The organism is Allomuricauda sp. R78024 (assembly GCF_044596045.1).
GTDB lineage: Bacteria > Bacteroidota > Bacteroidia > Flavobacteriales > Flavobacteriaceae > Flagellimonas.
Genome location: NZ_CP138995.1, coordinates 3,612,403 through 3,638,965, shown reverse-complemented (window position 1 = coordinate 3,638,965; position 26,563 = coordinate 3,612,403). Strand labels below are relative to the sequence as shown.

Here is a 26,563-nt window from a genome sequence, read left to right as displayed (position 1 = left end):
CTTTTATTTTTTAGGATAACCAATAAAGAATTCTGCGTTTGAAACTCCAACTTTCCTACCTTCAAGAAAAAGTAATACACAAAGCCATAAAAATTACAGGCTCTAAAAGTGAGACCAATAGATCATTGCTGCTTCAGGCCCTTTTTCCAAATGTGACCATTGAGAATTTGTCCAATTCAGATGATGGAGAAGTCATGCAAAAGGGATTGAAAAAATCTATGGGTGAAGTTGATATACACCATGCCGGGACCGCCATGCGATTCTTAACCGCATATTTTGCTTCACAACAAGGAAAAGAAGTCATTTTAACTGGCTCCAAACGTATGAAAGAACGACCTATTAAAGTGCTGGTTGAAGCGCTTACAGATTTGGGAGCAGAAATTAAATATGTCAATAATGAGGGCTATCCACCAATAAAAATAACTGGAAAAAAACTAAACAGAAGTAAGGTTTCCTTGCCTGCTAACATTAGCAGTCAATACATTTCTGCACTGTTGTTAATCGCACCTAGTTTGGAGAATGGACTGGAGTTGGATTTGGTAGGGAAAATAACCTCTATACCCTACATTAATATGACCTTAGCCCTTCTTGACCAAATTGGAGTAAATACACAATTTAAGGGAAATACCATAAAGATCGAACCAAAGCGGCAGGTTAAAGACACAACTTTGACTGTAGAGTCAGACTGGAGTTCAGCAAGCTATTTTTATAGTATTGTAGCCTTGTCTGATGTGGGTACAAAAATTCAATTGTCTTCTTATAAAAAGGATTCTTTGCAAGGGGATATCGTTCTGTCAGAAATCTATAAAGATTTTGGTGTGGAGACCACTTTTCTAGAAAATAAAATAACAATTGCAAAGATTGCCAATTGTAAATTGTCAACCGTTGCGTATGATTTGTCCAATGCTCCAGATACAGCGCAAACCATCTCGGTTACTTGTTTGGGGCTTAATGTGGGCTGTCATCTCTCAGGTTTGCATACGTTGCCTATAAAGGAAACAGATAGATTGGCGGCGCTAAAGACAGAGTTTGAAAAATTGGGCGCAAAAGCTGAAATTGATGCAGAAAGTTTGACCTTACAGGCTTCAGAACAGATTATTTCAGGAGTTTCTATAGATACCTACAATGACCATAGAATGGCCATGGCGTTTGCTCCTCTGGGCTTAAAAACCAAGCTAATCATAAATGATGCTGGGGTAGTTTCCAAATCATATCCAGATTTCTGGAAAGACTTAGAAACACTTGGATTTGACATCATTGAAATGTAATTTACATTTAATCATCAAATTACTTGACATCCCCTATGTCGAGATTGTATATTTGCCATCTTTAAAAATATCCAAAACAACTTTACATGAAATTATCAAACTTCAACTTTGAATTACCTAAAGAATTATTGGCTGAATATCCTGCTGAAAATAGGGACGAGTCCAAACTTATGGTAATTCATAGGGAAACTGGAAAAATTGAACACAAAATGTTCAAAGACCTTATTGACTATTTTGATGAAGGAGATGTGATGGCCTTGAACAATACAAAGGTTTTTCCGGCAAGGCTTTATGGAAACAAGGAAAAAACCGGAGCTCGGATTGAAGTTTTTTTACTTCGAGAATTAAATCAAGAACAACGCCTTTGGGATGTTTTGGTGGATCCAGCAAGAAAAATAAGAATAGGCAACAAGTTGTACTTTGGAGATGATGAAAGTTTGGTTGCTGAGGTGATTGACAATACAACTTCTAGAGGAAGAACGTTACGTTTTCTTTATGATGGTTCTTATACTGATTTTAGAAGAAAATTACGCGAACTAGGGGAAACTCCTCTACCAAAATATATTAAACGTGGTGTTGAACCAGAAGATGAAGAAAGATACCAGACCATTTATGCAAAACATGAAGGAGCGGTAGCAGCACCAACAGCTGGATTACATTTTTCCAAGCATTTATTAAAAAGGTTGGAAATAAAGGGGATAAAATTTGCTGAGGTTACTTTACATGTTGGATTGGGTACATTTAACCCTGTTGAGGTAGAGGATTTGTCCAAACATAAAATGGATAGTGAAGAATTGGTTATTGATGAAAAAGCAACAGAGATCATAAACAACGCAAAGGAAAATAAACAACGTATTTGTGCCGTTGGTACCACAGTAATGCGTGGTTTGGAAAGTGCGGTTTCATCAGGGCATACGTTGAATACTTTTGAAGGATGGACGAATAAATTTGTATTTCCTCCTTATGAGTTTAGTATAGCAAACTGTATGATTACCAATTTCCATTTACCAAAGTCCACTCTATTGATGATGGTTTCTGCATTTATTGGACACGATCTTATGAAAAAGGCCTACAAGCAGGCAATTTTAGAGGGATATCGTTTTTATTCTTACGGAGATGCAATGTTGGTCATCTAAAACATAAAAGTTTAAAACAAGATAAATCCCGCTTGATTGATAAATGAATCAGCGGGATTTTTTCTTGATTATCTTTAACAAGTGGAGATTAGGAAGAAAGACATAAGGGCACTTACCAAAGAACAGTTGCGGGATTTTTTCGTAAAAGAAGGAGATAAGGCTTTTCGGGGTAATCAGGTGTATGAGTGGTTATGGCAAAAATCAGCACACTCTTTCGAAGCGATGACCAATATTTCCAAGGAAACCAGAAACATGTTGGAAGCTAACTTTGTCATCAACCACATTAAGGTAGATCAAATGCAACGCAGCAGTGATGGGACCATTAAAAATGCGGTAAGACTTCATGATGACTTGGTAGTTGAATCTGTTTTGATTCCTACAGCAACAAGAACCACTGCCTGTGTCTCTAGTCAAGTAGGGTGTAGCTTAGATTGCCGGTTTTGTGCTACGTCACGCTTAAAAAGAATGCGAAACCTGAATCCAGATGAGATTTATGACCAGATAGTAGCTATTGACAATGAAAGTCGATTGTATTTTGATAGACCATTGAGCAACATTGTATTCATGGGTATGGGAGAACCTCTGATGAACTATAATAATGTACTCAAAGCAATCGAAAAAATAACATCACCTGAAGGATTGGGGATGTCACCAAAGCGAATTATAGTTTCAACATCTGGAGTTCCCAAAATTATTAAAAAGATGGCGGATGAAGAGGTGAAGTTTGGTTTGGCAGTCTCTTTGCATTCAGCAATAGATGAGGTGCGAACATCCATAATGCCTTTTAATGCCACTTTTCCTTTAAAAGATTTACGGGAAGCTTTGCAATATTGGTATGGCAAGACCAAAAACAGGATAACATATGAATATGTTGTGTGGGAAGGAATCAACGATACGCTAGAAGCTGCTAATGCTCTGGTCAAGTTTTGCAAATTTGCACCATCAAAAGTTAATCTAATAGAATATAATCCAATTGATGATGGCGAATTTCAACAAGCTTCTAACGCTGCGGTAGAGATGTACCAAAACACTTTAGAGAAAAATGGAATTACCGTAACCGTAAGAAGGTCTCGTGGCAAGGATATTGACGCTGCATGCGGACAACTGGCTAATAAGAGTTAGTTTATAAAATAGGTTACTTGTCAATAATAGTTTTAATTCTTTTCCAATACATATTTGTAAAGCCCAACATCATTTTTATTGGCCGATAAGGTCAACGTATTCCCATTTATGGTATAGTTATATGTGCCATTTAGGATTAAGTTCCAATCAAAATCAGCTGTCCATATATTTTTGTCAGTAAATTGAATAGTGTTTTTTTCCACTTCATATGCTCCATTTCCCCCAGCTGGAAATCTGTTGGCTCCTGTTGAACTTGAAAATTCTCCTCCACTGAAAGAAACTTCTACTGGATTTGAGAACGTTTGGTCATTTTGATATTCTACAGTAAATGTTCCTTTATATTCCCCTTCTAATGTTGCTAAAAAGTCATCGTCACTTTTTCCACAGCTTAAAACACATATGAAAAATCCAACAAATAAGATTGATTTAAATTTAGATTTCATCTTCTTTCTTTAGTTCAAAGATGTAAAACTTAAGTCAACGTTGCGTTATGTAATAACCATTAAAGAAGCAGCTCTATTTTGCAGATTATCGATGGTTTTGTCCTACTATCTTAAAACTTGAAACTTCCAAGTGTGAACTGTAGCATTTTCCCTACTTTTAGACACTGAAAACCAAATTAATCAAAGGCTGAATTCCATTGAAGGTAGTTTCGCAAATAAGAGAGCCCATTGAACATGAAATGGAACTTTTTGAAGAAAAGTTTCTAAAGTCCATGTCCTCCAAAGTGGCATTGTTCAATAGAATTACATACTATATTGTAAACAGAAAAGGGAAGCAAATGCGCCCTATGTTTGTATTTCTTACCGCTAAGTTGATAAATGAAGGAGCCGTGAACGACCGTACTTTTTGTGGCGCATCAATTATTGAATTGATACATACGGCAAGTCTTGTACATGATGATGTGGTGGACGACAGTCATAAAAGAAGGGGTTTTTTTTCCATCAATGCCCTTTGGAAAAATAAGATTGCGGTTTTAGTAGGTGACTTTCTTTTTTCAAAAGGTGTTTTGGTAGCATTGGAAAATAAAGATTATGATCTTTTACATATTATTTCCAATGCTGTAAAGGACATGAGTGAAGGGGAGTTGTTACAAATTGAAAAAGCACGTCTTTTAGATATTACGGAAGAGGTGTATTATGATATTATTCGCCAAAAAACAGCTACCTTAATTGCAGCCTGTTGTAGTATGGGGGCCTGTTCTGTAAAACCAGATTCTGAGCATGTGGAAATTTTCAGAAAATTTGGAGAACTATGCGGAATGGCATTCCAAATTAAAGATGATCTTTTTGATTATGGAGCGGAAAAGATTGGGAAGCCTACAGGAATTGATATTAAGGAACAAAAAATGACGCTTCCGCTGATCTATGCACTAAATAAGAGTGACAAAGAAAAAAAACGGTGGTTGATTAACTCCATCAAAAATCACAATAAGGATAAAAAGCGAGTCAAAGAAGTCATCGCTTACGTAAAGGAAAAAGGCGGATTGGACTACGCCGTAACTAAAATGATTTCCTTTAAAGATGAAGCCTTGGCGCTATTGGAAAATTACCCTGATTCCGACTATAAAAGTGCACTTACACTTATGGTCAACTATGTGGTAGAGCGTAAAAAGTAATGTTCCCAATTTACTTTTTTTGAGTGCTTTCTTATGCAAGGATTATAGGTGTTTGCAAAAAAAAATACTGCCTTGGACAACCTTTTTAGATTTTGTCGCGTCTATCTTTATAGAAAACAAACCGAGAGTCACTTTTGAAGATTATTTCTTTGCATACAAATGAAAAGCTTTTGATTAAAAAAGCCATTGCCGGAGATCAGCAGGTACAAAAACTGTTGTATGAAAAATTTTCGCCCAAAATGCTCGGGGTTTGTAGGCAGTACATCAAGGACCTTCAGTTTGCAGAGGATGTAATGATCAATGGGTTTGTTAAAGTCTTTCAAAACTTGAAGTCATTTCAGCATAAAGGAAGTTTTGAAGGTTGGATTAGAAAAATCATGGTTCGGGAAAGCATTTCTTATTTGCGCAAAAGACAATTTGTGGTCTATGATGATGAGGTATGCGAATCCCATCCTAAGGAAATAGAGGGGAGTAGCTCATTACTGGATGTAGAATATGTGCAACGATTGATAGATAAGCTGCCTGAAGGATATAAAATGGTTTTTTTATTGTACGCGATAGAAGGCTATAAACATCAAGAGATTGCTAAAATGTTGAAAATTTCTGAAGGAACCTCAAAATCTCAGTTGTTCAAAGCAAGAAAAATGCTTCAAGAGAATTTGACCCTAAAAGGAATGTCACCTAGAATTAAATCTGGGGATTAAAGAAATGATAATGGAGAAATTGGAGAAACATATAAAAGAAAGATTGGAGGAGCGAAAAATAACACCTTCAGTACAGGCATGGGATAAGATTACGGCTAAAATTGATATAGATGAAAAACCAAAACAAAAGGGATGGTATTTGTATGCCATAGCAGCAAGTTTCATAGGTGTTCTTTTGGTTTCAATATTCTTTTTTAAATCAGAAGAACCCAAAGAAAATACTATTCAAGTTGTAGAAGAGAATAATACAAAAGAAGAACAGATACAAACCAAAGCGGATGATATCGATTTTCAGAATGTGGAACCAAGTAAATCGACCATTGTAGAAATTGATTCAAATAATAGTACTGAAGAAAAGCCCGATGACAACAAGTTTGTAGTATTGCCTGTGCAAACCAAAGTAACGGAAGAGACTGTAAAAGAGCCGTTACAAGACAGTTTTTTAAAAGAATCTAATGGCATAATTGCACAAAAAGTAAACGAAGTAGTGGCCCAAGTAGAATTTTTGGAAAACACAAATGCTGAAGTGAGTGATGCTGAGATAGATTCACTTTTAAGGACTGCCCAAAGGCAAATTCTCTCTGAACAGTTGTTTGCGGAAAATGTTTCTGTAGATGCTATGGCATTGTTATCTGAAGTTGAGATTGAATTGGATGATTCATTCAGAGATCAAATTTTTGATGCACTCAAAGATGGTTACTCCAAACTACGAACAGCTGTGGCCGACCGAAATAATTAAAAATATTCATCAATCAAAAGACCTTTTTAGTTTCCCTATCCCGATAATAATCGGGTAGGGAGGTTAGAAGGGACAATAAATCAAGATATATCATGAGAACAATTACACTTTACTTAGCATCACTTTTTCTACTATTCCTTTCGCATCAGGTTGCCGGTCAAGAGAAGTATGAGAAAAAAATAGAAGTGTTAAAAGCGCAGAAAGAAAAAATAACCCAACAAGAAAAGGATGCGCTAAAATTCCAGATTAAGGATATTAATAGGCGTGTTAGTAAGGGTGATCTATCCGCCGAAGAGGCTAAACTACTTAAAGCGGAAGCAGCTAAAAAAAGAGCTAAGAACATAGAAAATAGGATTGCTATTGTAGAAAACCAAATACTGTTGTTAGAGAGAAATCAAGACGATGCGCTGGTATTAATGGAATCGGATACCATAACACACGAAGGCTTTCGATTTGGTATTGATATTGATGGCAAACCTGCTTTTTCTTTCCGTTCACGTGAGTGGAAAAAAGATATTAAATATGACAGGCGTACGTATTCAGATTTTGTCTTTGCCATTGGGTTGAACAATGCCATAATTGAAGGGCAATCTTTAGACGATTCACCATATAAGGTTGGCGGAAGTAGATTTTTTGAAATGGGATGGCAATGGCGAACACGAATTTTTGAAAGATCTAATTGGATACGTTTTCATTATGGTTTTTCTTTCCAGTTTAATGGACTAAAGCCGGACGATAATCAGATTTTTGTACAAAATGGGAATCAAACAGTCTTAGAAGAATTTGAATTTGAGTTGGATAAATCTAAACTAAGAATGGACAACCTTGTGTTTCCGGTTCATTTTGAGTTTGGACCTTCAAGATTGCGTAAAACCGAAAAAAGTTTTCGGTATTCCATACAAAATCAATTTAGGATAGGTTTAGGAGGGTACGGCGGATTTAACCTTGGTACGCGTCAAAAATTAAAGTATAGCAGAAACGGGGAGCGCGTAAAAGATAAATTTAAAAGAGATTATAATACTAGCGACTTAATTTATGGTTTAAGCGCATACGCCGGTTTTGATGGTATACTTTTATATGCAAAGTATGACCTAAACCCCATTTTTAAAGATGCAACTGTAAAACAGAACAACATTTCTTTGGGCCTTAGATTCGATTTATAGATTAACCAACAACACCTCTCTGTCATCTTGAATAACATCAAATAAAAGGAGAGGTGTTTTTTATTAATTGGGTAAGGTTTTAATCAGTTTAATTCTCTTTGCATTTCTGGCGTAAATTCTTCTTTATAATATACCCGTTTGCAATGAGAGCATTCTGCAAATCTTGAAGTTCCCAATTTAAAAATGGGAATCCAGAAAAAGTGAACATAATTTGGATGAGAAACGGTTGTCAACGTTCCTGTTTGATAACAATGAGGACACGAAACATTATATAATGTTTTGGTTTCCTTTTTACCTGTTTTTGTGCCAAAGAAGAAAATCATAACTCTGCAAACTTAGTATTCTTCTTTAAAACATTTAGGAAAAGAAGTTTGGAAATGCTTTAATAACCTATTTGGGTTTCAATAAATCAAGTGTTGTTTGGATTTATCTTTCCAACCGGATTTATAATCGGAATCCACAAAATAAACTTTAAGATCAGCTTTGTAGTCAGCATTAACAAAGTAAACCTTCTTTTTGGCCTTGTAATCGGCATTTGTAAAGTACCATTTGCCGTTGTTTCCTTTGGCTTTGTAATCAGCATCTACTTTATAAACTAAAAGATGTGCCTTATACTCCTGGTCCACAACGAATACTTTGACATCTGCTTTGTAATCGGCATCAACAGAATAAACTTCTTGTGCATTAGTGCTTTTTACAGTGAATATGATTGCTGTATATAGGAATAATTTTTTCATATTTTGAGTCTTACTAAATTATCAATGTTAAGGAGTCTATTCCAGGTTTTCTCTTTTATTATCAAGTTTCATTCCAAAGAATAATATGATGTTTTAGGGCAAGCGGAGTTAAAAATCAGGTATATCATTTTTTTACATTGAAGAATTTGGATTCTTCTCAAACTCAATTCCATAAAACTTCGTTTTTTGCTACCTTTAGAAGCTATTTAAAATGCCATATTGATTTCAAAGACAACCATAGATCAAGTATATGAAACCGCCCGTTTAGAGGAGGTAATTGGTGATTTTGTGCAATTGAAGAAAGCAGGGTCTAACTTTAAGGGGCTAAGCCCATTTTCTGATGAGCGTACTCCCAGTTTTATGGTGTCTCCCGTAAAACAGATATGGAAAGATTTTAGCAGCGGAAAGGGAGGGAATGTTGTTGCATTTTTAATGGAACATGAACATTTTACCTATCCAGAAGCCATAAAGTACTTGGCTAAAAAGTACAACATTGAGCTGGAGGAAACAGAGCAATCTGATGAGCAAAAGGAACAGGCCAATGAGCGGGAAAGCATGTATTTGGTTTCTGAATATGCACAGAAGTACTTCAAGGAAACCCTCTGGGAATCTGAACCAGGAAAAGCAATTGGCCTAACGTATTTTAAGGAGCGCGGTTTTACAGACGATACCATAAAGAAATTTGGTTTAGGTTACGGATTAGATCAATGGGATGCCTTTACCAACACTGCGTTAGAGAAAGGATATCAATTAGAGTTTTTAGAGAAAACGGGCTTGACCATTGTAAAGGAACAAGCTGGTGGGGAGTCTAGAAAATTTGACCGTTTTAAAGGACGAGTCCTATTCCCTATCCATTCCATGAGTGGAAGAGTGTTGGGCTTTGGGGGTCGAATCTTGACCAATGATAAAAAAGCGGCTAAATATTTAAATTCTCCTGAGAGCGATATTTACCATAAAAGCAAAGTGCTCTATGGAATCTACTTTGCCAAGCAGTCTATTGCCAAAGAAGATAATTGTTTTTTGGTGGAAGGATATACGGATGTCATTCAATTGCATCAACGTGGGGTGGAAAATGTGGTGGCTTCCAGCGGAACAGCGCTTACCCCAGAGCAAATTAGATTGATTAACAGGCTTACAAAGAATATTACAGTACTTTTTGATGGTGATGCAGCAGGTCTTAGAGCTTCTCTCCGTGGAATAGATTTGATTTTAGAGCAAGGCATGAATGTAAAGGTCTGTACCTTTTCGGAAGGTGAAGATCCAGATAGTTTTGCCAAGAACAACACCTATGAGGATTTAGTTCTTTATTTGGAAGAGAATGCAAAGGATTTTATTCAATTCAAGACTTCTCTTTTAGCTGAGGAAGCTGCTAATGATCCTATAAAAAGAGCAGATACGGTCAGGGATATTGTAAACAGCATTAGTAAAATACCTGATCAAATAAAGAAGGAGATCTACATACAGGAATGTGCCAAAATAATGCAGATTTCTGAAGAAGTATTATACAATACGCTGGCCCAAATAGATAAAAAAGGAGCTACTGATGCCAATAGAAAGATTAAACAAGAGCAAAAGGCGTTTCAAGTTGTAAAAAATGACCAGGTTGTTGAGAAGGTTGATGTGCAGTTTGAATTGGAGCGAAAAATCATTGAAATGCTCCTTTTGTATGGAAGTCAGATGCAGGAATTTGAAGATTTGGTGCTAAAAGAAAATGAAGAAGGCAATTTGGTTCTGGAACCAGAAATTGTTGAGGCAAAAGTTTATGAAAAGGTGTATTTGGACCTTCAGGAAGATGAAATTGAGCTTACCAACGAACAGTTTAAGACAATTTATTACAAGCTGATAGAAGATTTAAACGAAAGTGAAGAATTTAAGGTAAATACCTTTTTATCTAATTTGGACCAAGAAACGGTTAGCGAGGTATCTTCTATTTTGATGGAAGAAGAAAAATACAAGCTTGATGATTGGGCAAGAAAAGATATCTATCCAAAAGATAAAGGACAAGGTATTGCGCAACTGGTAGGCGAAACCATACTTACATTACGTTGTTACCTGATTAAAAACCGAATTGAAAAACTACAAGAACGTACCGAAGGCAACACTGACGATAACTCTGAGGTTTTAGAGGAAATTGTAAATTACTTACAGTTGAATAAACTGTTGAATGCCAAATTGAACAGGGTACTTTCTTAAAACAAAAATCCCGAGCATATGCCCGGGATTTTCAACAGTTTGTACTGGTTATTCTAATATAATTCCAAAGCCTTAGCTTGTTGTAATAAATCCACCAAATTATCCACATTCAATTTTTTCATTAAACGTGCTTTGTAGGTACTAACGGTTTTTTCATTTAAGTTTAAACCCTCGGCAACTTCTTTGTTTCTTTTTCCGCTAGCTAAAAGTTTTAAAACTTCTACTTCTCTAGAAGACAATTTTCTGAAGAACCTCCTTGGTTTTTGCGTGCCTTCATCAAAAGCCAAGCGCTGAGCCAATTCATTGGTTATAAACATATTGCCTTCGCTTACTTTTCTTACTGCCGAGATAATATAGTCCAGGTCCGCAGTTTTGGATAGATAACCGAACGCTCCTGCACGAATAGTACTCAATGCATAGACATCTTCCGATTGTCCACTATACATTAATGATTTAACGTTAGGAAATTCTTGTTTTAGTTTTCTTAGTGTAGCAATACCATTTATTTCTGGAATGTCCATTTCCAGCATTACTACATCGGGGGTAGCTTTTTCCAACACATCAAATAGTTGAGAAGTAGTTGAAACATCTGCAATGACCTCAATATCTGAACTAGCTTCGAGGACTTGCTTAATGCCTAATCGAACTATGGGATGATTGTCAGCTATTAATACTTTTATCATTTGGTTTGAGTTTTATTCTTTTGTTTAGTACTTAATTACTTACGCGGCGTGGCGAGCAAGTTAACGATTTGATGACGTAAAACTGTAATTTTTTTCTTAAAACCTTAGAATTTCTGGGGTTTTTTTCGTCTTAAGCTGGGTTTTCTAGGTCAAAAGGTCATTTTAAGCGAGTAGGGATTTCACAAATGGGTATAGGAATCATCTTATGCTTGTTAGCAGTATTAAACTTTTTATATATGGTGAATACTTCTCTTTTTCTGTCAGAAAAGTCATCAATCGTTTTTTTATCATCATCCATTTTCATAGCCCATTCAAGCTCTGGGTAAGAAGCTCCTATCTGATCTTCGTCTGTTCTGCTATCTCCCCATAGCCCATCAGTAGGGGCGGCTTCCATAATATCTTGATTAATCCCTAACACCTTGCCCACGTCATAAACTTCAGTCTTTAATAGGTCCGCTATAGGGCTCAGGTCTACTCCACCATCACCGTATTTGGTATAAAAACCTACACCAAAATCTTCTACCTTGTTTCCAGTGCCTGCTACTAAGTATCCATTTAATGCTGCAAAATAGTAGAGGGTTGTCATTCTTAGTCTTGCCCGGGTGTTTGCAAGAGACATGAACCTATCTTCCTCGTTTTCCACTTTTGGCAAAACTGACACCAGGCTGTCAAATACTGGAGTCAAATTAACAGGTTGTCTATTTACATTGGAAAAATTATCCATTAACCATGCAATGTGCTTATCTGCTCTTGTTACTTGATTTTCGCCTTGGTGTATTGGCATCTCTAAACATAAAAGGTCAAGACCTGTCTTAGCACAAAGGGTAGAAGTAACTGCCGAATCTATTCCTCCGGAAACTCCTATTACAAACCCCTTACTATTTGAATTGGTCGCATAGCCCTTTAACCACTTTACAATATGTTCTGTTACCTTTTCAGTTTGCATGTCTTACTTTTTAGATTCAATAAATTACCTTTGTGCCCTGTAAATTTAAACGCTGTCGTGCTAAAAATGAAGAGGTTGTTGAAATACTTTAATATATCTGTATTTAGCAGATCATTTTTTTTGATCATACTATTCCTTAGTGGATGTAGACAAACGGATAAAACTTCCAAAGAAATCTCCAACATCCAAATTGATTTAAATATATATAGATTTGATCGTGAGTTTGCTGCCACCTCACCAGAGGGTATTCCTAACTTAAAATCTAAATATCCCTATTTGTTTCCTTCGCAGTTCCCGGACAGTATCTGGATTGCCAAACTAACAGATACCATTCAAGTTGAGTTGTCAGATGAAGTAGAGAAGGCTTTTGGTAATTTTGAGGCTGAATCGAATGATTTAGAATCTCTTTTTCAGCATGTAACCTATTATTTTCCAAAATTTAGAACACCAAAAGTGGTGACCGTTACATCTGATGTTCGATATAACGATCGTGTGATTCTTGCAGATACCCTTTTAATTTTAGGTCTAGATAACTATTTGGGGGCAGATCATCATTTTTATAAAAGTATTCAACGTTACATCGCAGCGGGACTTGACAAACAATATCTAACTTCTGATGTTGTAAGCGCTGTTGCAAAGAAAGTATTGAAATACCCCCGTAATAGATCTTTTCTCTCAAGAATGGTGTATTATGGAAAAGAACTATATATAAAAGATAAGGTACTTCCTTCAATTTCTGATGCTCAGAAGATAGGATATACTGCTGAGAAGATGGAGTGGGCCATAAACAACGAGGAGCAGATTTGGCGCTATTTTGTGGAAAAAGAACTGCTTTATAGTACTGATGCTAAACTGGATCGAAGATTTTTAGACCCGGCTCCTTTTTCCAAATTCCAGTTAGAACTAGATAGTGAATCTCCAGGAAGATTGGGAAGATATATGGGATGGCAGATTGTTAAGGCCTTTATGGAAAAGAACAATCTTACCTTGCAGCAGCTTTTGAACCTACCTGCGGATGAAATTTTTAAGAAATCAAATTACAAACCAAGAAAATAAATGGCAGTAGAACATACTTCAGAAATAAAATTAGTTGTTGGGCTTGATGAAAACAGAGTTCCAGAGGAATTAAACTGGTCAGCTCAAGACGGCGGCATTGAGAATGAGGAAGCCAAGGCTATGATGCTTTCTGTTTGGGATAGTAAAAACAGAGAATCGTTGAAGATAGATTTATGGACAAAGGATATGCCTGTAGATGATATGAAAATCTTTTTTCACCAAACATTGGTTACTATGGCGGATACATTCATGAAAGCCACTCAGGATGATAAGATGACTGCTACCATGAAGGATTTCTGCGATTATTTTGCAGAGAAGTTAGAATTGAAGTAGCCATTCTATTTAAGGTATAGGTTGATTTAATCTATTAAACTGATTCTTTTCCTCTCCATTTAAATTCAAAGACCGTACAATTTTGTCCTTTGTAGGTTTCAACATGAAAAAGTAAAGGATCAAAACAACAGAGACTACCAAATATGCCATATTCTCGGTAATCATAAATGCTACAACGCCAAATAGTGCAGGTGCTTCTGCTAAAGCATATTTAATGATTGATGCGGTTTGAAAGCGTGCTAATTTTTGTTTTAAATCAATTGTTTCGGGAATATTTTTTATGGACTGCTTAAAAATAAAATCCCCCAAAAAAATACAGCTCACTGCAACGATGGGCACTATCATCAAATAGATGTCATTGGTGTTGGAGAAATCAAAACTGGTATTTTGTGTTTGAAAATAAATTATGGTGCCGAACAGAATAGGTCCAGAGATCAAACCCATATGAAGAATGGAGAGGGTTTTAATAAATCCGTTAGGGGTGAGTGAATGTTTTTGCGTTCCCATAACTTTGAGTAAAACGGTTTTGGTTGTAAATAAAGGTAAAATACAAACAAATTGTATGAACTAATTGGTCAAACACTAAAATGGGACAAAATATGCATAGTTTGACTTGATGTTTTCACCTAAGCTCACTGCATAAAAAACACCGAAAAAGATCTATCAATTGTAGAAATAGTCCTTTGGTGGCATCCCCATCAATTTTTTAAATGACTTATTAAATGTTGTTTTTGAATTGAAACCGGCTTCTTGGGCCAATCCAAAAAAGGTAAGATTTTCAACTTTTTGAGATTTGGCAAGCTCAACAAATTCCTTGATTCTATAATAATTCACATATTCAAAAAAGTTCATTCCAATACGCTCATTAAGTAACCTAGCTATTTCTGGATTACTAATGCCAAGCATTTCTGAAAGCTCAGACTTTACCAATTTTCTATTGAGATAAGGTTTTTTTTCGATCATCAACTTCTCCAGTTCAATTTTTAAATTATCCAATTCCGTTATGGAGAGTTTGGATTGTTGGTACTTTTTAGCCTTTACTTGCTCACTAACCTTAAACAGTTCAGGTTCCCTCATACCATAATAGGCTATAAAAAGAATGATTAGTGCAATGCTTAACCAGATTGTCCTTCTAGCGTTTCTTTCTATGGTTTCATACCCTTGAGTACTTATAAAATATATTACCATCCAACATAAAAGGCACAGCCCAATTGCTATGAGAAAATTTGAGAAAAATTTTGTCTTTATTGAGTAACTCAGCTCATTGCGTAGTTTCTTTTTAGTATTGAAAAATAGCTGGCAACTCAAAACCCAATAGGTAAGATTAAATGCCAATCCAATACCCACAAGAAGTGTTATGGTCCTAAAAAGTTCTCCGCTTTTAAATCTTTCTCCTATTACCTGATCAGATGGAATCATAAAGTAAAAAACTATGACAAGAATGTAGATAATACCCGGTACGTAATGAAGTAAATCGGCAGGCTTAAATTTTTTTCCGGTAAGAGAAGAACGCGTGAACAAATAAATTGTAGAGCCGAACATTAAAATGGAAAACTCAGAAAATGAATAAAAACGAAAGTTTTGTCCAAATACTTCTGAAATATAAATGATACGTCCAGTTAGACCAACTGCCAACAAAACAATCAGAAAGGCCAAGTAACCGTTAATGTTTTTTCTGTTTTTTGGTGAAAAAAGATAAATGAACAGTAAGAAAAGGCTTTGAAAGTATGCGAAATAAACGAACTGATTGATGATTGTTTGCATATTACTAAAATAAGCAGACCATACTAATATGGCCTGCTTAAGGTGTTGCTATTTAAGAATAAATTGATTTACATGTTTTACACCCTGGTGGTCCATGTTCAAATTGGTTTCATAGAATTTTTTGAAAGATGCCTCACTTTCCCATTGGGTAATGACCAAATAATCTGGATTGTAGTAGTACCCAAATGGAGATGCGCCATTGGCAAGCTCCACTTTTAAAGTAGCGCCATGCTGCTTCGCTTTGCTGACCCAGGCATTCTTAAATTTTGAAAAAGATGCTTCTTCATTAGCCCAATATGCAGTAACTACATTGTACATATCTTGGTTGATTTCAAATGAAAGGTCCTCTTGGAGTTCCCAATAGGTCAATGCAAATGTTGACCAAAGATCTCTTCTTCGTTTATGAAAATCTGGAAGGGAAACTTCAATTTCATTTATAAAATTAGACCTGCTGTCAAAAGAGTTCCAGTACCCGAGAATCATGCTTTGAGGTTGGTAATTGCCCTGTGTGTACTTTTCAATGCCAAAGCCAGGCTGAGGATTATACCCATTTTTTTGTGCCACCGGAAATACAAGTTTAAAGTATTCCTGCAATAGATCATCCTTGTCTGGGTTTTGATTTAAAAAGATAATATCAAATACTTGCCCTTTCTTAAAGTTGAAGGATTTTTTGTTTTCTTGAGCGGTCATGGTAGCAATACAAAGCATTAATAAAAATGAGGGTAACCGATTTTTTAAAAGTTTCATGAATCTGTTTTTAAAGTTTTACAGAATTCAAAAGTATTGGCGCTGAGTGATATGAAAAAGAAATGAGCGCCTCAATGGGAACGCATACGGTATATGTACTTTTTTGAACGTAAAAGGGAGGTTTTTAGTTGAATAAAATCCAATCAATACCTTTAATAAAAATAATTTCGGAACAAGAAAGCAAAAAGACCTAAAGGAATGTTAGGTAAATTTACTCGGCAAAAACCTCGTAGTGTGTCACTTCCTCAGGAAAGTCGATAAGGTATTTTTGGTCTTCTGGATAATACTTGGCTTTTGTTAACTGAGCTCCAGCAAAATTTTTGATCACCTCCAAATCTTTCCAAAAGGTAATTAAGTCAAAATATGCATATTGGCTATCGGTCCGTTTAAGAAAGGTAAGTTTTACAAAGCCATCTGTTTTTGAATAATCAGGAATAGCCCTTTCTTTCATAAAAGATTCGTATTCCTCCAAATGTTCCAATTTTGTTCTCCCTTTCCAGATTCGTGCAATCATAGCGTACGTATTTTAAACATGTAAAATACTCTTTTATTCATGTAGTTTAGATTAGAAGCGTTGTATTTTTAGTGCATGAAAAAGAAAGACCTTCCAAAGCTCCTTTTTATCTACAATGCTAATTCAGGAGCTCGTAACGCTATTTTAGACAGTATGCATAAAGTCTTAAGCCCATCGACCTATGATTGTAATTTATGTGATATCACTTTTGGTGTTATTGCCGAAAACAAAACTTGGAAAAAGTTCAGAGAATCAAACGAGCAAGAAATGGAGTTTTTACATAAAGATGAATTTGCAAAAAAATATGCGTCAAAATTTGGCTATAAATTCACTTTCCCTATTATCCTAACGGAAGGCGAACATGGATTGGAGGTTGTAATTTCTACTGAGGAACTTAATCAGTTAAAAACATCCCATGGATTAGTTAGATTGGTAAAGGATAGAGCAAGTTAAAACTTGCTTGGCTGAAAAATATCAAACTATGAGGAGAAAAATTCTTTGTTGATATCATCAATATAACGCAACAATTCTTCTTTTCCTATGCGGTTAGTAGAAGAAGTAATAAAATGCGGAGGAGCTTCCTCCCAAATGCTATCTAATAAATGCTGTATATATGCTTTGGCCTGTCTTTCCATAGCATTGGGTTTCAACTTGTCCGCTTTAGTGAAAATAATAGCAAACGGGACGTTATTGGTGCCTAACCATTCCATGAATTCCAAATCCACAGGTTGGGGTTCATGTCTAATGTCCACTAAAACAAATCCACATACCAATTGTTTTCGTTCCTGAAAATATTCCGTAATGTACTTTTGAAAAACCTTTTTGTCTTTTTTTGACACTCTGGCATAACCGTATCCCGGTAAATCTACCAAGAACCAGTTATTGTTTATTTTAAAGTGGTTAATAAGCTGTGTCTTTCCGGGTCGGCCAGAAGTTTTGGCCAGACTTTTACGTTCCATCAGCATATTAATGAGCGATGACTTGCCTACATTGGATCTTCCGATAAAGGCATATTCAGGTAAAGGCTCGTTAGGACATTTGGCCACATTGGAATTGCTCATTACAAACTCGGCCGAGGTAATTTTCATGGTTTAAAAGTTACGTTTGGCCAACCAAGCCTCAAGAACAGTATTAAAATCTTGTGGATGTTCCATCATGGGAGCATGACCACATTTTTCTATCCAGAACAAATCGGAATCAGGTAGCAACTCATGAAACTCTTTGGCAACTTCTGGTGGGGTTACCGTATCGTTTTCACCCCAAATAATACAAGTGGGAGTTTTCATGTGAGGTAAATCTTTAGCCATATTATGGCGAATGGCACTTTTGGCAATGGCCAGTGTCTTTACCAATTTCATACGATCATTTACAGTGGCAAACACTTCATCCACAATTTCTTTGGTCGCCACTTCTGGGTCATAAAAAACATCTTGAGCCTTCTTTTTAATAAACTCATAATCTCCACGTCTAGGATAACCATCACCCATGGCTTTCTCATACAGTCCAGAACTTCCTGTTATGACCAAGGCCTTCACCATTTTTGGGAACATCTTGGTATGCAAAAGCCCAATATGTCCGCCAAGAGAATTACCCAAAAGAATAACATCCTTTAATCCTTTGAATTCAATAAAACCTTCTAAGAATTTGGCAAAGTTCTTAACTGTAGTTTTTAACATGGGCATATCATAGATAGGAAGCTCAGGAATTAAAACCTGATATCCTTTGGAAGGGAAATATTCAGATACTCCTTGGAAGTTGCTTAGTCCGCCCATAAGACCATGCAATATAATCATGGGAGTGCCTTCGCCCATTTCAATATATCGGTATTTACCTTCCTGAATAATATGTTCCTCCATCTAAAATTAGTTGGTCTAAGTGGGCAAATATAGGGAATTCAGATCACACAGATTAACAGTATTTGGTTCTTCAAAAATCAAATTTTATGCAGTTAATAAAAGCGGATAAAACCTTTACGTTGGACGTTATGAGCAATTTTTCCGATAAAATGTATTTTTTTCTTGAATTGTGGAATATTTATTAACAAATGTGTCTTTAAGTGGAGAAATGTGGAAATAAAATCTATATATTTGAGTTATAGTTTGTAATCAATTGATTTCTAGTGACCCATATCATAGGACAACATGACTGTAAAGCTGATACCAAAGGAAGGGTAATACTCCCCATTTCCTTAAAGAATCAGCTGTTGCCAGTTTTGAACGAAGGCTTTGTGATTAAGCGATCTGTTTTTCAACAGTGCCTAGAGCTTTATCCAAAGAGTGAGTTTGATGTGTTGATGCAAAAAGTGCTAAAGAAAAGCAAGATCAACAGAAAGTACGATGCTTTTGTAAGAAACTTTGTTGCAGGGATGAAAGAAGTAACAATTGATGGAGATACAGCCAGATTGCAGATACCAAAGAATTTGGTTGAATACGCTGAAATCGGAAAGGAAGTGGTTCTAAATGCAGTTTTTGATAAAATAGAAATTTGGAACAAAGACAAGTACGAAATGGTCTTAGCAGATAGTGAAAAGGACTATGCAGACTTGGCGGAAGAGATTTTTGCTGACGATGACTAGCCAATACCACAATGCAGTACTGCTGAAAGAGTCAGTAGACGGATTGGATATAAAAGAAAATGGAGTTTATGTAGATGTCACCTTTGGTGGCGGGGGACACTCCAAAGAGATATTGAAAAGACTGGGGAAGGAAGGAAAATTGTTTGCCTTTGATCAGGATGAAGATGCACTGGCCAATACAATTGATGATGAGCGATTTCAGTTGATCAATCAGAATTTTCAATTTCTTAAGCAGTTTTTAAAGTTCTATGGCATTCGGAAAGTTGATGGAATCTTGGCAGATTTTGGAGTTTCTTCCCATCAGTTTGATGAGGCGGAACGTGGGTTCTCAATTCGTTTTAATGCGGATTTGGACATGCGGATGAACAGAAACAATAAATTATCGGCCTATCATGTGGTCAATAAATATTCCCAGGAAAATTTAGCATCGGTTTTGTTTCAATACGGTGAATTGAGAAATGCAAATGCCATAGCCAACACTATTGTAGAATCAAGATTAGAAGCTCCAATAAAAACCACAGACCAGTTAAAAGAAATTTTAAAGCGGTTTTTGCCCAAAATGAAAGAGAACAAGATCTTGGCGCAAATCTACCAAGCAATCAGAATTGAGGTCAATCAAGAGATAGAGGTGCTTAAGGATTTTTTGCTTCAAGCACCAGAGGTTCTTAAAGAAGGAGGCCGATTTAGTTTGATAAGTTATCATTCTTTAGAAGATAGGTTGGTCAAAAGATTTATTAGAGCGGGAAAATTTGAAGGAGAGCCAGAAAAAGACTTTTACGGGAATATTGATGTTCCGTTGAAAAAAGTGGGCGGATTAATAGTTCCATCGGCAGAAGAAATTGCGCAGAACAATAGAGCAAGAAGTGCAAAACTCCGGATTGCAGAACGGATTTAAGATTAGAGAACGAAATGAAAAAAGGATTACTGGACATATTAAAAGGAAAGTTTTTGGTGAGCGGAGATGCTCCCAAAAATTGGATGTTTTTACTGTTTGCATCTTTCCTAGCTGCGATGATGATTTCCAGCAGTCATAAAGCAGATAAAAAAGTACACGAAATTGCTGCTCTAAGTGAGGAGGTACGTATGCTGAAAAGTGAATTTTTTGAGCATAGGTCAACTGTGCAGCAGTTAAAATTAGAATCTACATTAAGAGAGTCTGTTGCAGTTGAGGGACTTACTCCTTCCAAAAACCCTCCAAAGAAAATCAAGGTAAAATCAGAAAAATAAATGGCAATAACGGAAAAAAATATAATGAATAGGCTATACCTGATTGCAGGCTGCCTTGTTGTTTTTTCCATTTGCGTCGTGGTCAAGTTGGTAGATATACAAATGATAAAGGGGGAGGATTACAAAGAACTTGCCCTTAACAATACCGAAAAGATGTTTACCATCGAGCCAAATAGGGGCAACCTATATTCAGATGATGGCAGTTTGCTTGCCGCCTCGGTGCCAAAATATGAGATTCGGTTTGATGCCAAAACAGTTTCGGAAGAAAACTTTCAAAATAATGTTGCAGCACTTTCAGACTCTCTAGGAAATCTTTTTGATAGACCATCTTCCTATTACAGAAAACTTTTTAGAAAAGCCAGGGCAAATAACAATAGATACAAATTAGTTGCTAGAAACATAGACTATTTAGATTATGTGCGCGTAAAACAATTTCCACTCTTTGAGTTGGGTCCATATAAAGGAGGCTTTATAGAAACACACCGCGTGGTTCGTGAATATCCCTTAGGTAAAATGGCGGCCAGAAGTATAGGCTATGAAAAAGTAGATGAAAACGGGTACTATACCAGAGTAGGTTTGGATGGTGCTTTTGGCGAACAATATTTAAGAGGTAAAGAAGGTAAGCGCTTAAAACAAAAGATAGCCAAAGGCCAATGGAAGCCAGTGGGGTTAGACAACATAGTGGAGCCCCAAGACGGATTGGATGTGGTTTCCACTATCGATATTAACATTCAAGACATTGCTCACCATGAACTTCTTGCACAGTTAGAAAAATATAAAGCGGATCATGGCTGTGTGGTTGTAATGGAAACTGCTACTGGAGAAATAAAAGCCATTTCCAATTTAGGTAGAACTTCGGAGGGGAAATATTATGAAAAGCTGAATTATGCCGTTGGTGAATCTCATGAACCGGGCTCAACCTTCAAATTGATGTCCATGGTTGCTGCTTTAGAGGATAAAGTCATTGATACCAGCACAGTCATTGATACGGAGAAGGGAAGATACAGGATTTATGATAGGGTGGTAAAGGATTCTAAATGGGGGGGCTATGGGAAGGTTTCTGCTTCAAAAGCTTTTGCTATCTCTTCTAATACGGCTTTCGCAAAAATAATTCATGAAAACTACAAGGAAAACCCTAGAAAGTTTGTGGACCGCCTAATGAATATGGGACTTCATAAAAAATTGGACCTTCCAATTATAGGGGAAGGGAGTCCAGTAATTAGATACCCAGGAGATGAAGGATGGTCTGGAATTTCATTAGGATGGATGTCACATGGGTATGAAGTCTCCATGACACCTATGCAGACATTGGCCTTTTACAATGCCATTGCTAATGATGGAGAATTTGTAAAGCCTAGATTGATTAAAGAAGTGCGGGAAGGCAACAAAGTTCTTAGAAGGTTTGATAAAGAAGTTACAAACGCTTCCATCTGCTCTAAAGAGACTGTGAAAAAAGTTCAGCAATTGCTGAAAGATGTGGTGGAAAAAGAATACGGTACCGGACATGGGTTATATTCAAAAAGTTTTTCAATGGCTGGTAAGACAGGAACTTGTCAGAAAAACTATGTAGCCAAAGACCCAGATAAACTGGCATATATTTCCTCTTTTGCAGGGTACTTTCCTGCGGATAATCCAAAATATTCATGCATAGTGATAATCCATGAGCCCGATAAAAGTGTTGGGTACTATGGTGCGGATGTATCAGGTCCTGTTTTTAAATCAATGGCTCAAAAAATTTATACCACTTCTCCAACTGTGGATGAAGTAAAGGGTGAAGTTTTTAATGAAGATATTCTTGAAGAAAAATACATACGATACTTCGCTCAAGCCCAAAAACAATATACAAAAGTTCCTAATGTAAAAGGAATGAGTGGTATGGATGCGGTTTCCTTGTTGGAAAATTTAGGACTGCAAGTTGAGATCAGAGGGAATGGAAAAGTAACAAAGCAGTCCATTGATCAAGGAACGGAGATTAATCAAGTTAAAAAAATAGTACTGGAACTTTCATGAAATTACTGAAAGACATATTGTATGGGGCTAGTCTTTCTGCGGTAAGCGGAAATACAAACGTAATGGTCAACCACGTTCATTTTGACTCTAGAAAAGTTGGGATGGATGATGTCTTTGTGGCAATTAGAGGTTTGATTACCGATGGACACAAGTACATCCAAAAAGCAGTGGAATCTGGCGCTAAAGCTGTTGTTTGCGAGGAGCTTCCGGAGTTGTTGGTCAATGGGGTAACCTATTTAAAGGTTATTGATTGTAACAGTGCTTTGGCCATAATAGCATCCAATTATTATGATAGCCCTTCCAAGAATCTTAAACTAGTAGGTATTACGGGTACCAATGGCAAAACTACGGTAAGTACACTTTTGTACAATCTGTTCAAAAAAGCGGGTTTCAAAGTTGGATTGATTTCTACCATAAAGATAATGGTGGATGAAAAAGAATATCCTACTAACCTAACCACCCCAGATGTTTTAACTATAAATGAGCATCTGTTCCAGATGAGTGAAGAAGGGGTGGAATTTTGCTTTATGGAGGTCAGTTCACATGGAATCTATCAAAAAAGGTCTGAAGGATTGCATTTTGAAGGTGCAATTTTCACAAACCTTTCACATGATCACCTTGACTATCACAAAACTTTTGCAGAGTACCGTGACACTAAGAAAAAACTTTTTGACGACCTGCCAAAAACTGCTTTTGCCTTAAGCAATATTGATGATAAAAACGGTTTGGTCATGCTACAAAATACCAAAGCCAAAAAATACACTTACGCACTTAAGTCATACGCAGATTACAGAGCACAGATATTGGAAAAACAATTTGACGGACAGTTGCTGAAAATTGATGATAACGAACTGTGGTCTAAACTTATTGGGGATTTTAACGCCTATAACCTGTTGGCTATTTATGCCACGGCAGATCTTTTAGGTCTGGAAAAAATGGAAACCCTGAAACTTATCAGCGAGTTGGAAAACGTGGATGGTAGGTTTCAATACTTTATATCAAAAGAAAGAATAACGGCAATTGTTGATTATGCCCATACGCCGGATGCACTAAAAAATGTATTGGTTACAATCAATGCATTGAGGACTGGAAATGAAAACGTCATCACCGTAGTGGGGTGTGGTGGTGACCGTGATAAGTCTAAGCGTCCGGTTATGGGTCATATCGCTTCAGAAATGAGCAATCAGGCCATTTTTACTTCAGATAACCCAAGAACTGAACCTCCTGCTGCTATCATTGAAGAGATGGAAGCAGGGGTTGAGCCCCAAAACGCCAAAAAAACTTTAGCCATTGAAAATAGAAAGCAAGCAATAAAGGCGGCTTGCAAACTGGCCTTGGCAAATGATATCATTTTAGTTGCAGGAAAGGGTCATGAGACCTACCAAGAAACAAATGGAGTAAGGGTAGATTTTGATGATTTTAAAGAAATAAAAGCGGCTTTGGCCGATTTAAATAAATAATCGTAGTCCATGTTATACTACTTGTTCGAATATTTGGAAAATCAATATCAATTGCCAGGAGCATCGCTGTTCCAGTTCCAGACATTTAGAGCGGGAATGGCAGTTTTGTTTTCATTGTTGATCGCAATGGTCTATGGAAAGCGCGTTATTCTGTTTTTACAAAAAAAACAAATTGGTGAAAGTATTCGCGATTTAGGCCTTGAAGGTCAAAAACAAAAAAGCGGAACACCAACTATGGGAGGGTTGATCATCATTATGTCAACGCTTTTACCAGTATTGTTGTTTGCCGACATCAAGAATATATATATCATCCTTCTGATTGTTACAACCGTTTGGATGGGAATCATTGGATTTGTAGATGATTACATCAAAATCTTTAAGAAAGATAAAAAGGGGTTAAAGGGAAGGTTTAAAATATTAGGACAAGTTGTGCTAGGGTTAATTGTAGGAGCCGTCCTTTATTTTCACCCAGAAGTTACCATCAAGGAAAAAGATACGACTCGAATAACAGAAAATTTTAAGGTAGAAAAGGTATATGGACAGGATATAAAGGCTATGCGCACCAATGTGCCGTTCTTTAAGAACAATGAATTGGATTATGCTGATTGGATTACTTGGGCGGGCGACGGATTGGAAGATTATGCTTGGTTGATTTTTATCCCAGTGGTGATATTAATCGTTACGGCAGTTTCAAATGGTGCAAACCTTACTGATGGAATTGATGGTCTTGCGGCAGGTTCTTCGGCCATTATTGTATTGACTTTGGGCATTTTTGCTTTAGTGTCAGGTAATATCCAATTTTCAGATTATCTCGATATTTTTTACATCCCTAGAGTTGGGGAGCTTTTGATTTTTATTGCTGCGTTCGTAGGGGCGTTAGTAGGGTTTTTATGGTACAATGCATACCCTGCACAAGTCTTCATGGGAGATACCGGTAGTTTAACTATTGGTGGAGTCATCGCAGTCATCGCCATTATTGTGAGGAAAGAATTATTGATTCCACTACTGTGCGGGATTTTCTTTGCAGAATCACTTTCTGTTATGCTGCAAGTTGGCTATTTCAAACACACCAAAAAGAAATATGGAGAAGGAAAACGCATGTTCCTAATGGCTCCTTTGCATCATCATTATCAGAAGAAATTATATCACGAAAGTAAAATAGTCACCCGATTTTGGATTATTGGAATTTTCCTGGCGATTGTCAGTATTGTGACATTAAAAATCAGGTAGATGGCTCGCTTGGTAATTCTTGGAGGAGGAGAAAGCGGTGTTGGAACAGCAATACTGGGAAAGAAAAAAGGATTTGAAGTCTTTGTCTCTGACAAAGGAGAAATAAAAGAAGAGTACAAAAAAGTTCTTGAACATTTTGAGATTGAATGGGAATCAGGTATCCATACAGAAGCTAAGATTTTAAATGCAGATGTGGTTATGAAAAGCCCGGGCATACCAGATAAAGTTCCTATAGTGGAAAAATTGGTGGCAAATGACATTTCTGTTGTCTCTGAGATTGAGTTTGCATCAAAATACACGAGCGCCACTTTGATTGGTATTACAGGGAGCAATGGTAAGACCACTACCACAATGTTAGCACATCACTTGCTTAAGAATGATGGGTTAAATGTTGGTATGGCAGGGAACATTGGCGATAGCTATGCTAAAATGGTTGCCGAACAGGATTTTGGTCATTATGTATTGGAGATAAGCAGTTTTCAGTTGGATGGTATCATAGATTTTAAACCGTATGTAGCTATCCTCACCAATATTACTCCAGATCATTTAGATCGGTACGAGTATAAGTTTGAGAACTATATCGCTTCAAAGTTTAGGATAGCGATGAATCAAGATAAAGATGATTACCTGATATATGATGCAGATGATGAAGTAATTAAAGAGTGGTTAAAAAAACACCCAGTTCAATCCAAATTAGTTCCTTTTTCCTTAAAGGAAAAACAACAAGAGGGAGCTTGGCTTGAAAATGAAACGATTAAAATGAATATTGAACATAAAACCTTGGAAATGAGCACAGATATTTTGGCCTTAGATGGTCAGCACAACGTAAAGAACACCATGGCGGCAGGGCTTGCAGCACTATTGGTAAATGTTAGAAAAGAAACTATCCGTCAGAGTATTCAAACCTTCCAAGGGGTTCCGCATAGACTGGAGAAAGTTTTAAAAATCAACCATGTTGAATACATTAATGATTCTAAGGCAACCAACGTAAATGCAACATATTACGCCCTCGACGGAATTAAAAAACCAATTGTTTGGATAGTTGGCGGTGTAGACAAGGGTAACGATTACAAGCAGTTGATGCCCATGGTACGGGAAAAGGTAAAGGCCATAGTCTGTTTAGGAATGGATAATTCCAAGCTGAAAGATATTTTTGGTAATGTGATTGATTTAATGGTAGAAACCTATTCAATGGAAGAAGCCGTAAAAGTGGCTTATAAAATTTCAGAGAGAGGGGATTCGGTTTTACTATCTCCTGCATGTGCCAGTTTTGACCTTTTTGAAAACTATGAGGACAGAGGGAATCAATTTAAAGCAGCAATAAAAAACTTATAGAAA

29 protein-coding genes are annotated in these 26,563 nt (G+C 36.6%); 18 read left to right on the top strand and 11 right to left on the bottom strand.

Annotation, left to right across the window (positions count from 1 at the left end; translation table 11 throughout):
* Positions 1-38: 38 nt before the first annotated feature.
* From SJY44_RS16480 to rlmN, 3 genes are all read left to right on the top strand, one after another.
* Positions 39-1,268 carry a 3-phosphoshikimate 1-carboxyvinyltransferase gene (locus SJY44_RS16480; protein WP_396590544.1) on the top strand — a complete coding sequence of 410 codons (1,230 nt, stop codon included), beginning with the start codon at positions 39-41 and terminating at the stop codon, positions 1,266-1,268.
* 86 nt (positions 1,269-1,354) lie between these two features.
* Entirely contained in the window at positions 1,355-2,404 is a 1,050-nt protein-coding gene (gene queA / locus SJY44_RS16475) for a tRNA preQ1(34) S-adenosylmethionine ribosyltransferase-isomerase QueA (RefSeq protein WP_298930350.1), read from the top strand.
* Between the two features lie 81 nt (positions 2,405-2,485).
* Positions 2,486-3,526, top strand: a complete 1,041-nt coding sequence (gene rlmN, locus SJY44_RS16470) for a 23S rRNA (adenine(2503)-C(2))-methyltransferase RlmN (RefSeq protein ID WP_396590543.1) — start codon at positions 2,486-2,488, stop codon at positions 3,524-3,526.
* Between the two features lie 32 nt (positions 3,527-3,558).
* On the opposite strand, the gene SJY44_RS16465 is transcribed toward rlmN, so the two are convergent.
* The gene (locus SJY44_RS16465; protein WP_298930344.1) at positions 3,559-3,969 is read right to left on the bottom strand and encodes a hypothetical protein; all 411 of its coding nucleotides are present in this window, start codon (positions 3,967-3,969) and stop codon (positions 3,559-3,561) included.
* Between the two features lie 197 nt (positions 3,970-4,166).
* On the opposite strand from SJY44_RS16465, the gene SJY44_RS16460 reads away from it, so the two are divergent.
* From SJY44_RS16460 to SJY44_RS16445, 4 genes are all read left to right on the top strand, one after another.
* Positions 4,167-5,144 carry a polyprenyl synthetase family protein gene (locus tag SJY44_RS16460; RefSeq protein ID WP_396590542.1) on the top strand — a complete coding sequence of 326 codons (978 nt, stop codon included), beginning with the start codon at positions 4,167-4,169 and terminating at the stop codon, positions 5,142-5,144.
* 134 nt (positions 5,145-5,278) lie between these two features.
* Positions 5,279-5,848: an RNA polymerase sigma factor gene (locus SJY44_RS16455; protein ID WP_396590541.1), complete on the top strand. Its 570-nt coding sequence runs from the start codon at positions 5,279-5,281 to the stop codon at positions 5,846-5,848.
* Positions 5,849-5,858: 10 nt separating this feature from the next.
* Positions 5,859-6,587: a hypothetical protein gene (locus SJY44_RS16450; RefSeq protein WP_396590540.1), complete on the top strand. Its 729-nt coding sequence runs from the start codon at positions 5,859-5,861 to the stop codon at positions 6,585-6,587.
* Between the two features lie 92 nt (positions 6,588-6,679).
* Positions 6,680-7,750, top strand: a complete 1,071-nt coding sequence (locus SJY44_RS16445) for a hypothetical protein (RefSeq protein ID WP_396590539.1) — start codon at positions 6,680-6,682, stop codon at positions 7,748-7,750.
* A gap of 83 nt (positions 7,751-7,833) precedes the next feature.
* Here SJY44_RS16445 and SJY44_RS16440 read toward each other — a convergent pair whose 3' ends face one another.
* Positions 7,834-8,073 carry a zinc-ribbon domain-containing protein gene (locus SJY44_RS16440; RefSeq protein WP_298930330.1) on the bottom strand — a complete coding sequence of 80 codons (240 nt, stop codon included), beginning with the start codon at positions 8,071-8,073 and terminating at the stop codon, positions 7,834-7,836.
* Positions 8,074-8,151: 78 nt separating this feature from the next.
* Positions 8,152-8,487 carry a DUF6150 family protein gene (locus SJY44_RS16435; protein WP_396590538.1) on the bottom strand — a complete coding sequence of 112 codons (336 nt, stop codon included), beginning with the start codon at positions 8,485-8,487 and terminating at the stop codon, positions 8,152-8,154.
* A gap of 219 nt (positions 8,488-8,706) precedes the next feature.
* On the opposite strand from SJY44_RS16435, the gene dnaG reads away from it, so the two are divergent.
* Positions 8,707-10,680: a DNA primase gene (gene dnaG / locus SJY44_RS16430; RefSeq protein ID WP_396590537.1), complete on the top strand. Its 1,974-nt coding sequence runs from the start codon at positions 8,707-8,709 to the stop codon at positions 10,678-10,680.
* A 53-nt stretch (positions 10,681-10,733) separates the two neighbouring features.
* Here the strand turns inward: dnaG and SJY44_RS16425 are convergent, their stop codons facing one another.
* Together SJY44_RS16425 and nadE are read right to left on the bottom strand one after the other, a co-directional pair.
* Positions 10,734-11,363 carry a response regulator transcription factor gene (locus SJY44_RS16425; RefSeq protein ID WP_298930321.1) on the bottom strand — a complete coding sequence of 210 codons (630 nt, stop codon included), beginning with the start codon at positions 11,361-11,363 and terminating at the stop codon, positions 10,734-10,736.
* A gap of 157 nt (positions 11,364-11,520) precedes the next feature.
* On the bottom strand, positions 11,521-12,309 hold the full coding sequence (gene nadE, locus SJY44_RS16420) for an NAD(+) synthase (protein WP_396590536.1): 789 nt from the start codon (positions 12,307-12,309) through the stop codon (positions 11,521-11,523).
* Positions 12,310-12,429: 120 nt separating this feature from the next.
* Between nadE and gldB the strand changes: the two genes are divergently transcribed.
* Together gldB and gldC are read left to right on the top strand one after the other, a co-directional pair.
* On the top strand, positions 12,430-13,365 hold the full coding sequence (gene gldB, locus SJY44_RS16415) for a gliding motility lipoprotein GldB (RefSeq protein WP_396590535.1): 936 nt from the start codon (positions 12,430-12,432) through the stop codon (positions 13,363-13,365).
* The gene (gldC, locus tag SJY44_RS16410; RefSeq protein ID WP_298930315.1) at positions 13,366-13,698 is read left to right on the top strand and encodes a gliding motility protein GldC; all 333 of its coding nucleotides are present in this window, start codon (positions 13,366-13,368) and stop codon (positions 13,696-13,698) included.
* 9 nt (positions 13,699-13,707) lie between these two features.
* On the opposite strand, the gene SJY44_RS16405 is transcribed toward gldC, so the two are convergent.
* The 4 genes from SJY44_RS16405 to SJY44_RS16390 all read right to left on the bottom strand — a co-directional run bounded on the left by SJY44_RS16405 (position 13,708) and on the right by SJY44_RS16390 (position 16,723).
* Positions 13,708-14,205 (bottom strand): hypothetical protein, encoded by a 498-nt coding sequence (locus SJY44_RS16405; RefSeq protein WP_396590534.1) that lies wholly within the window; start codon positions 14,203-14,205, stop codon positions 13,708-13,710.
* A 156-nt stretch (positions 14,206-14,361) separates the two neighbouring features.
* Positions 14,362-15,462, bottom strand: a complete 1,101-nt coding sequence (locus SJY44_RS16400) for a helix-turn-helix domain-containing protein (RefSeq protein WP_396590533.1) — start codon at positions 15,460-15,462, stop codon at positions 14,362-14,364.
* Positions 15,463-15,510: 48 nt separating this feature from the next.
* Entirely contained in the window at positions 15,511-16,209 is a 699-nt protein-coding gene (locus tag SJY44_RS16395; RefSeq protein WP_396590532.1) for a hypothetical protein, read from the bottom strand.
* A 211-nt stretch (positions 16,210-16,420) separates the two neighbouring features.
* Positions 16,421-16,723, bottom strand: coding sequence for an antibiotic biosynthesis monooxygenase (locus SJY44_RS16390; protein ID WP_298930302.1), 303 nt, complete (start codon positions 16,721-16,723; stop codon positions 16,421-16,423).
* Between the two features lie 75 nt (positions 16,724-16,798).
* On the opposite strand from SJY44_RS16390, the gene SJY44_RS16385 reads away from it, so the two are divergent.
* Positions 16,799-17,176 (top strand): GTPase, encoded by a 378-nt coding sequence (locus SJY44_RS16385; RefSeq protein ID WP_299215107.1) that lies wholly within the window; start codon positions 16,799-16,801, stop codon positions 17,174-17,176.
* A 26-nt stretch (positions 17,177-17,202) separates the two neighbouring features.
* On the opposite strand, the gene yihA is transcribed toward SJY44_RS16385, so the two are convergent.
* Together yihA and SJY44_RS16375 are read right to left on the bottom strand one after the other, a co-directional pair.
* Positions 17,203-17,811 carry a ribosome biogenesis GTP-binding protein YihA/YsxC gene (yihA, locus tag SJY44_RS16380; RefSeq protein ID WP_396590531.1) on the bottom strand — a complete coding sequence of 203 codons (609 nt, stop codon included), beginning with the start codon at positions 17,809-17,811 and terminating at the stop codon, positions 17,203-17,205.
* Positions 17,812-17,814: 3 nt separating this feature from the next.
* Complete coding sequence (locus SJY44_RS16375) at positions 17,815-18,579, bottom strand: alpha/beta fold hydrolase (RefSeq protein ID WP_298930293.1); 765 nt, start codon at positions 18,577-18,579, stop codon at positions 17,815-17,817.
* A gap of 263 nt (positions 18,580-18,842) precedes the next feature.
* Here SJY44_RS16375 and SJY44_RS16370 point away from each other — a divergent pair, with 263 nt between their 5' ends.
* Genes SJY44_RS16370 through murD form a run of 7 tightly spaced genes read left to right on the top strand, consistent with a single transcriptional unit; the run spans position 18,843 to position 26,560 of the window.
* Complete coding sequence (locus tag SJY44_RS16370) at positions 18,843-19,298, top strand: division/cell wall cluster transcriptional repressor MraZ (RefSeq protein WP_298930290.1); 456 nt, start codon at positions 18,843-18,845, stop codon at positions 19,296-19,298.
* On the top strand, positions 19,291-20,193 hold the full coding sequence (gene rsmH / locus SJY44_RS16365; protein WP_396590530.1) for a 16S rRNA (cytosine(1402)-N(4))-methyltransferase RsmH: 903 nt from the start codon (positions 19,291-19,293) through the stop codon (positions 20,191-20,193). The genes SJY44_RS16370 and rsmH overlap by 8 nt, the downstream gene beginning before the upstream one ends.
* Before the next feature lie 14 nt (positions 20,194-20,207).
* Positions 20,208-20,525: an FtsL-like putative cell division protein gene (locus tag SJY44_RS16360; RefSeq protein WP_299169322.1), complete on the top strand. Its 318-nt coding sequence runs from the start codon at positions 20,208-20,210 to the stop codon at positions 20,523-20,525.
* A complete protein-coding gene (locus tag SJY44_RS16355; RefSeq protein WP_396590529.1) occupies positions 20,526-22,535 on the top strand; it encodes a penicillin-binding protein in 2,010 nt (669 codons plus the stop codon).
* Positions 22,532-23,995 carry a UDP-N-acetylmuramoyl-L-alanyl-D-glutamate--2,6-diaminopimelate ligase gene (locus SJY44_RS16350; protein ID WP_396590528.1) on the top strand — a complete coding sequence of 488 codons (1,464 nt, stop codon included), beginning with the start codon at positions 22,532-22,534 and terminating at the stop codon, positions 23,993-23,995. The genes SJY44_RS16355 and SJY44_RS16350 overlap by 4 nt, the downstream gene beginning before the upstream one ends.
* Before the next feature lie 9 nt (positions 23,996-24,004).
* Positions 24,005-25,225 (top strand): phospho-N-acetylmuramoyl-pentapeptide-transferase, encoded by a 1,221-nt coding sequence (gene mraY / locus SJY44_RS16345; protein ID WP_298930276.1) that lies wholly within the window; start codon positions 24,005-24,007, stop codon positions 25,223-25,225.
* Positions 25,226-26,560, top strand: a complete 1,335-nt coding sequence (gene murD / locus SJY44_RS16340; RefSeq protein WP_396590527.1) for a UDP-N-acetylmuramoyl-L-alanine--D-glutamate ligase — start codon at positions 25,226-25,228, stop codon at positions 26,558-26,560.
* Positions 26,561-26,563: the final 3 nt, after the last annotated feature.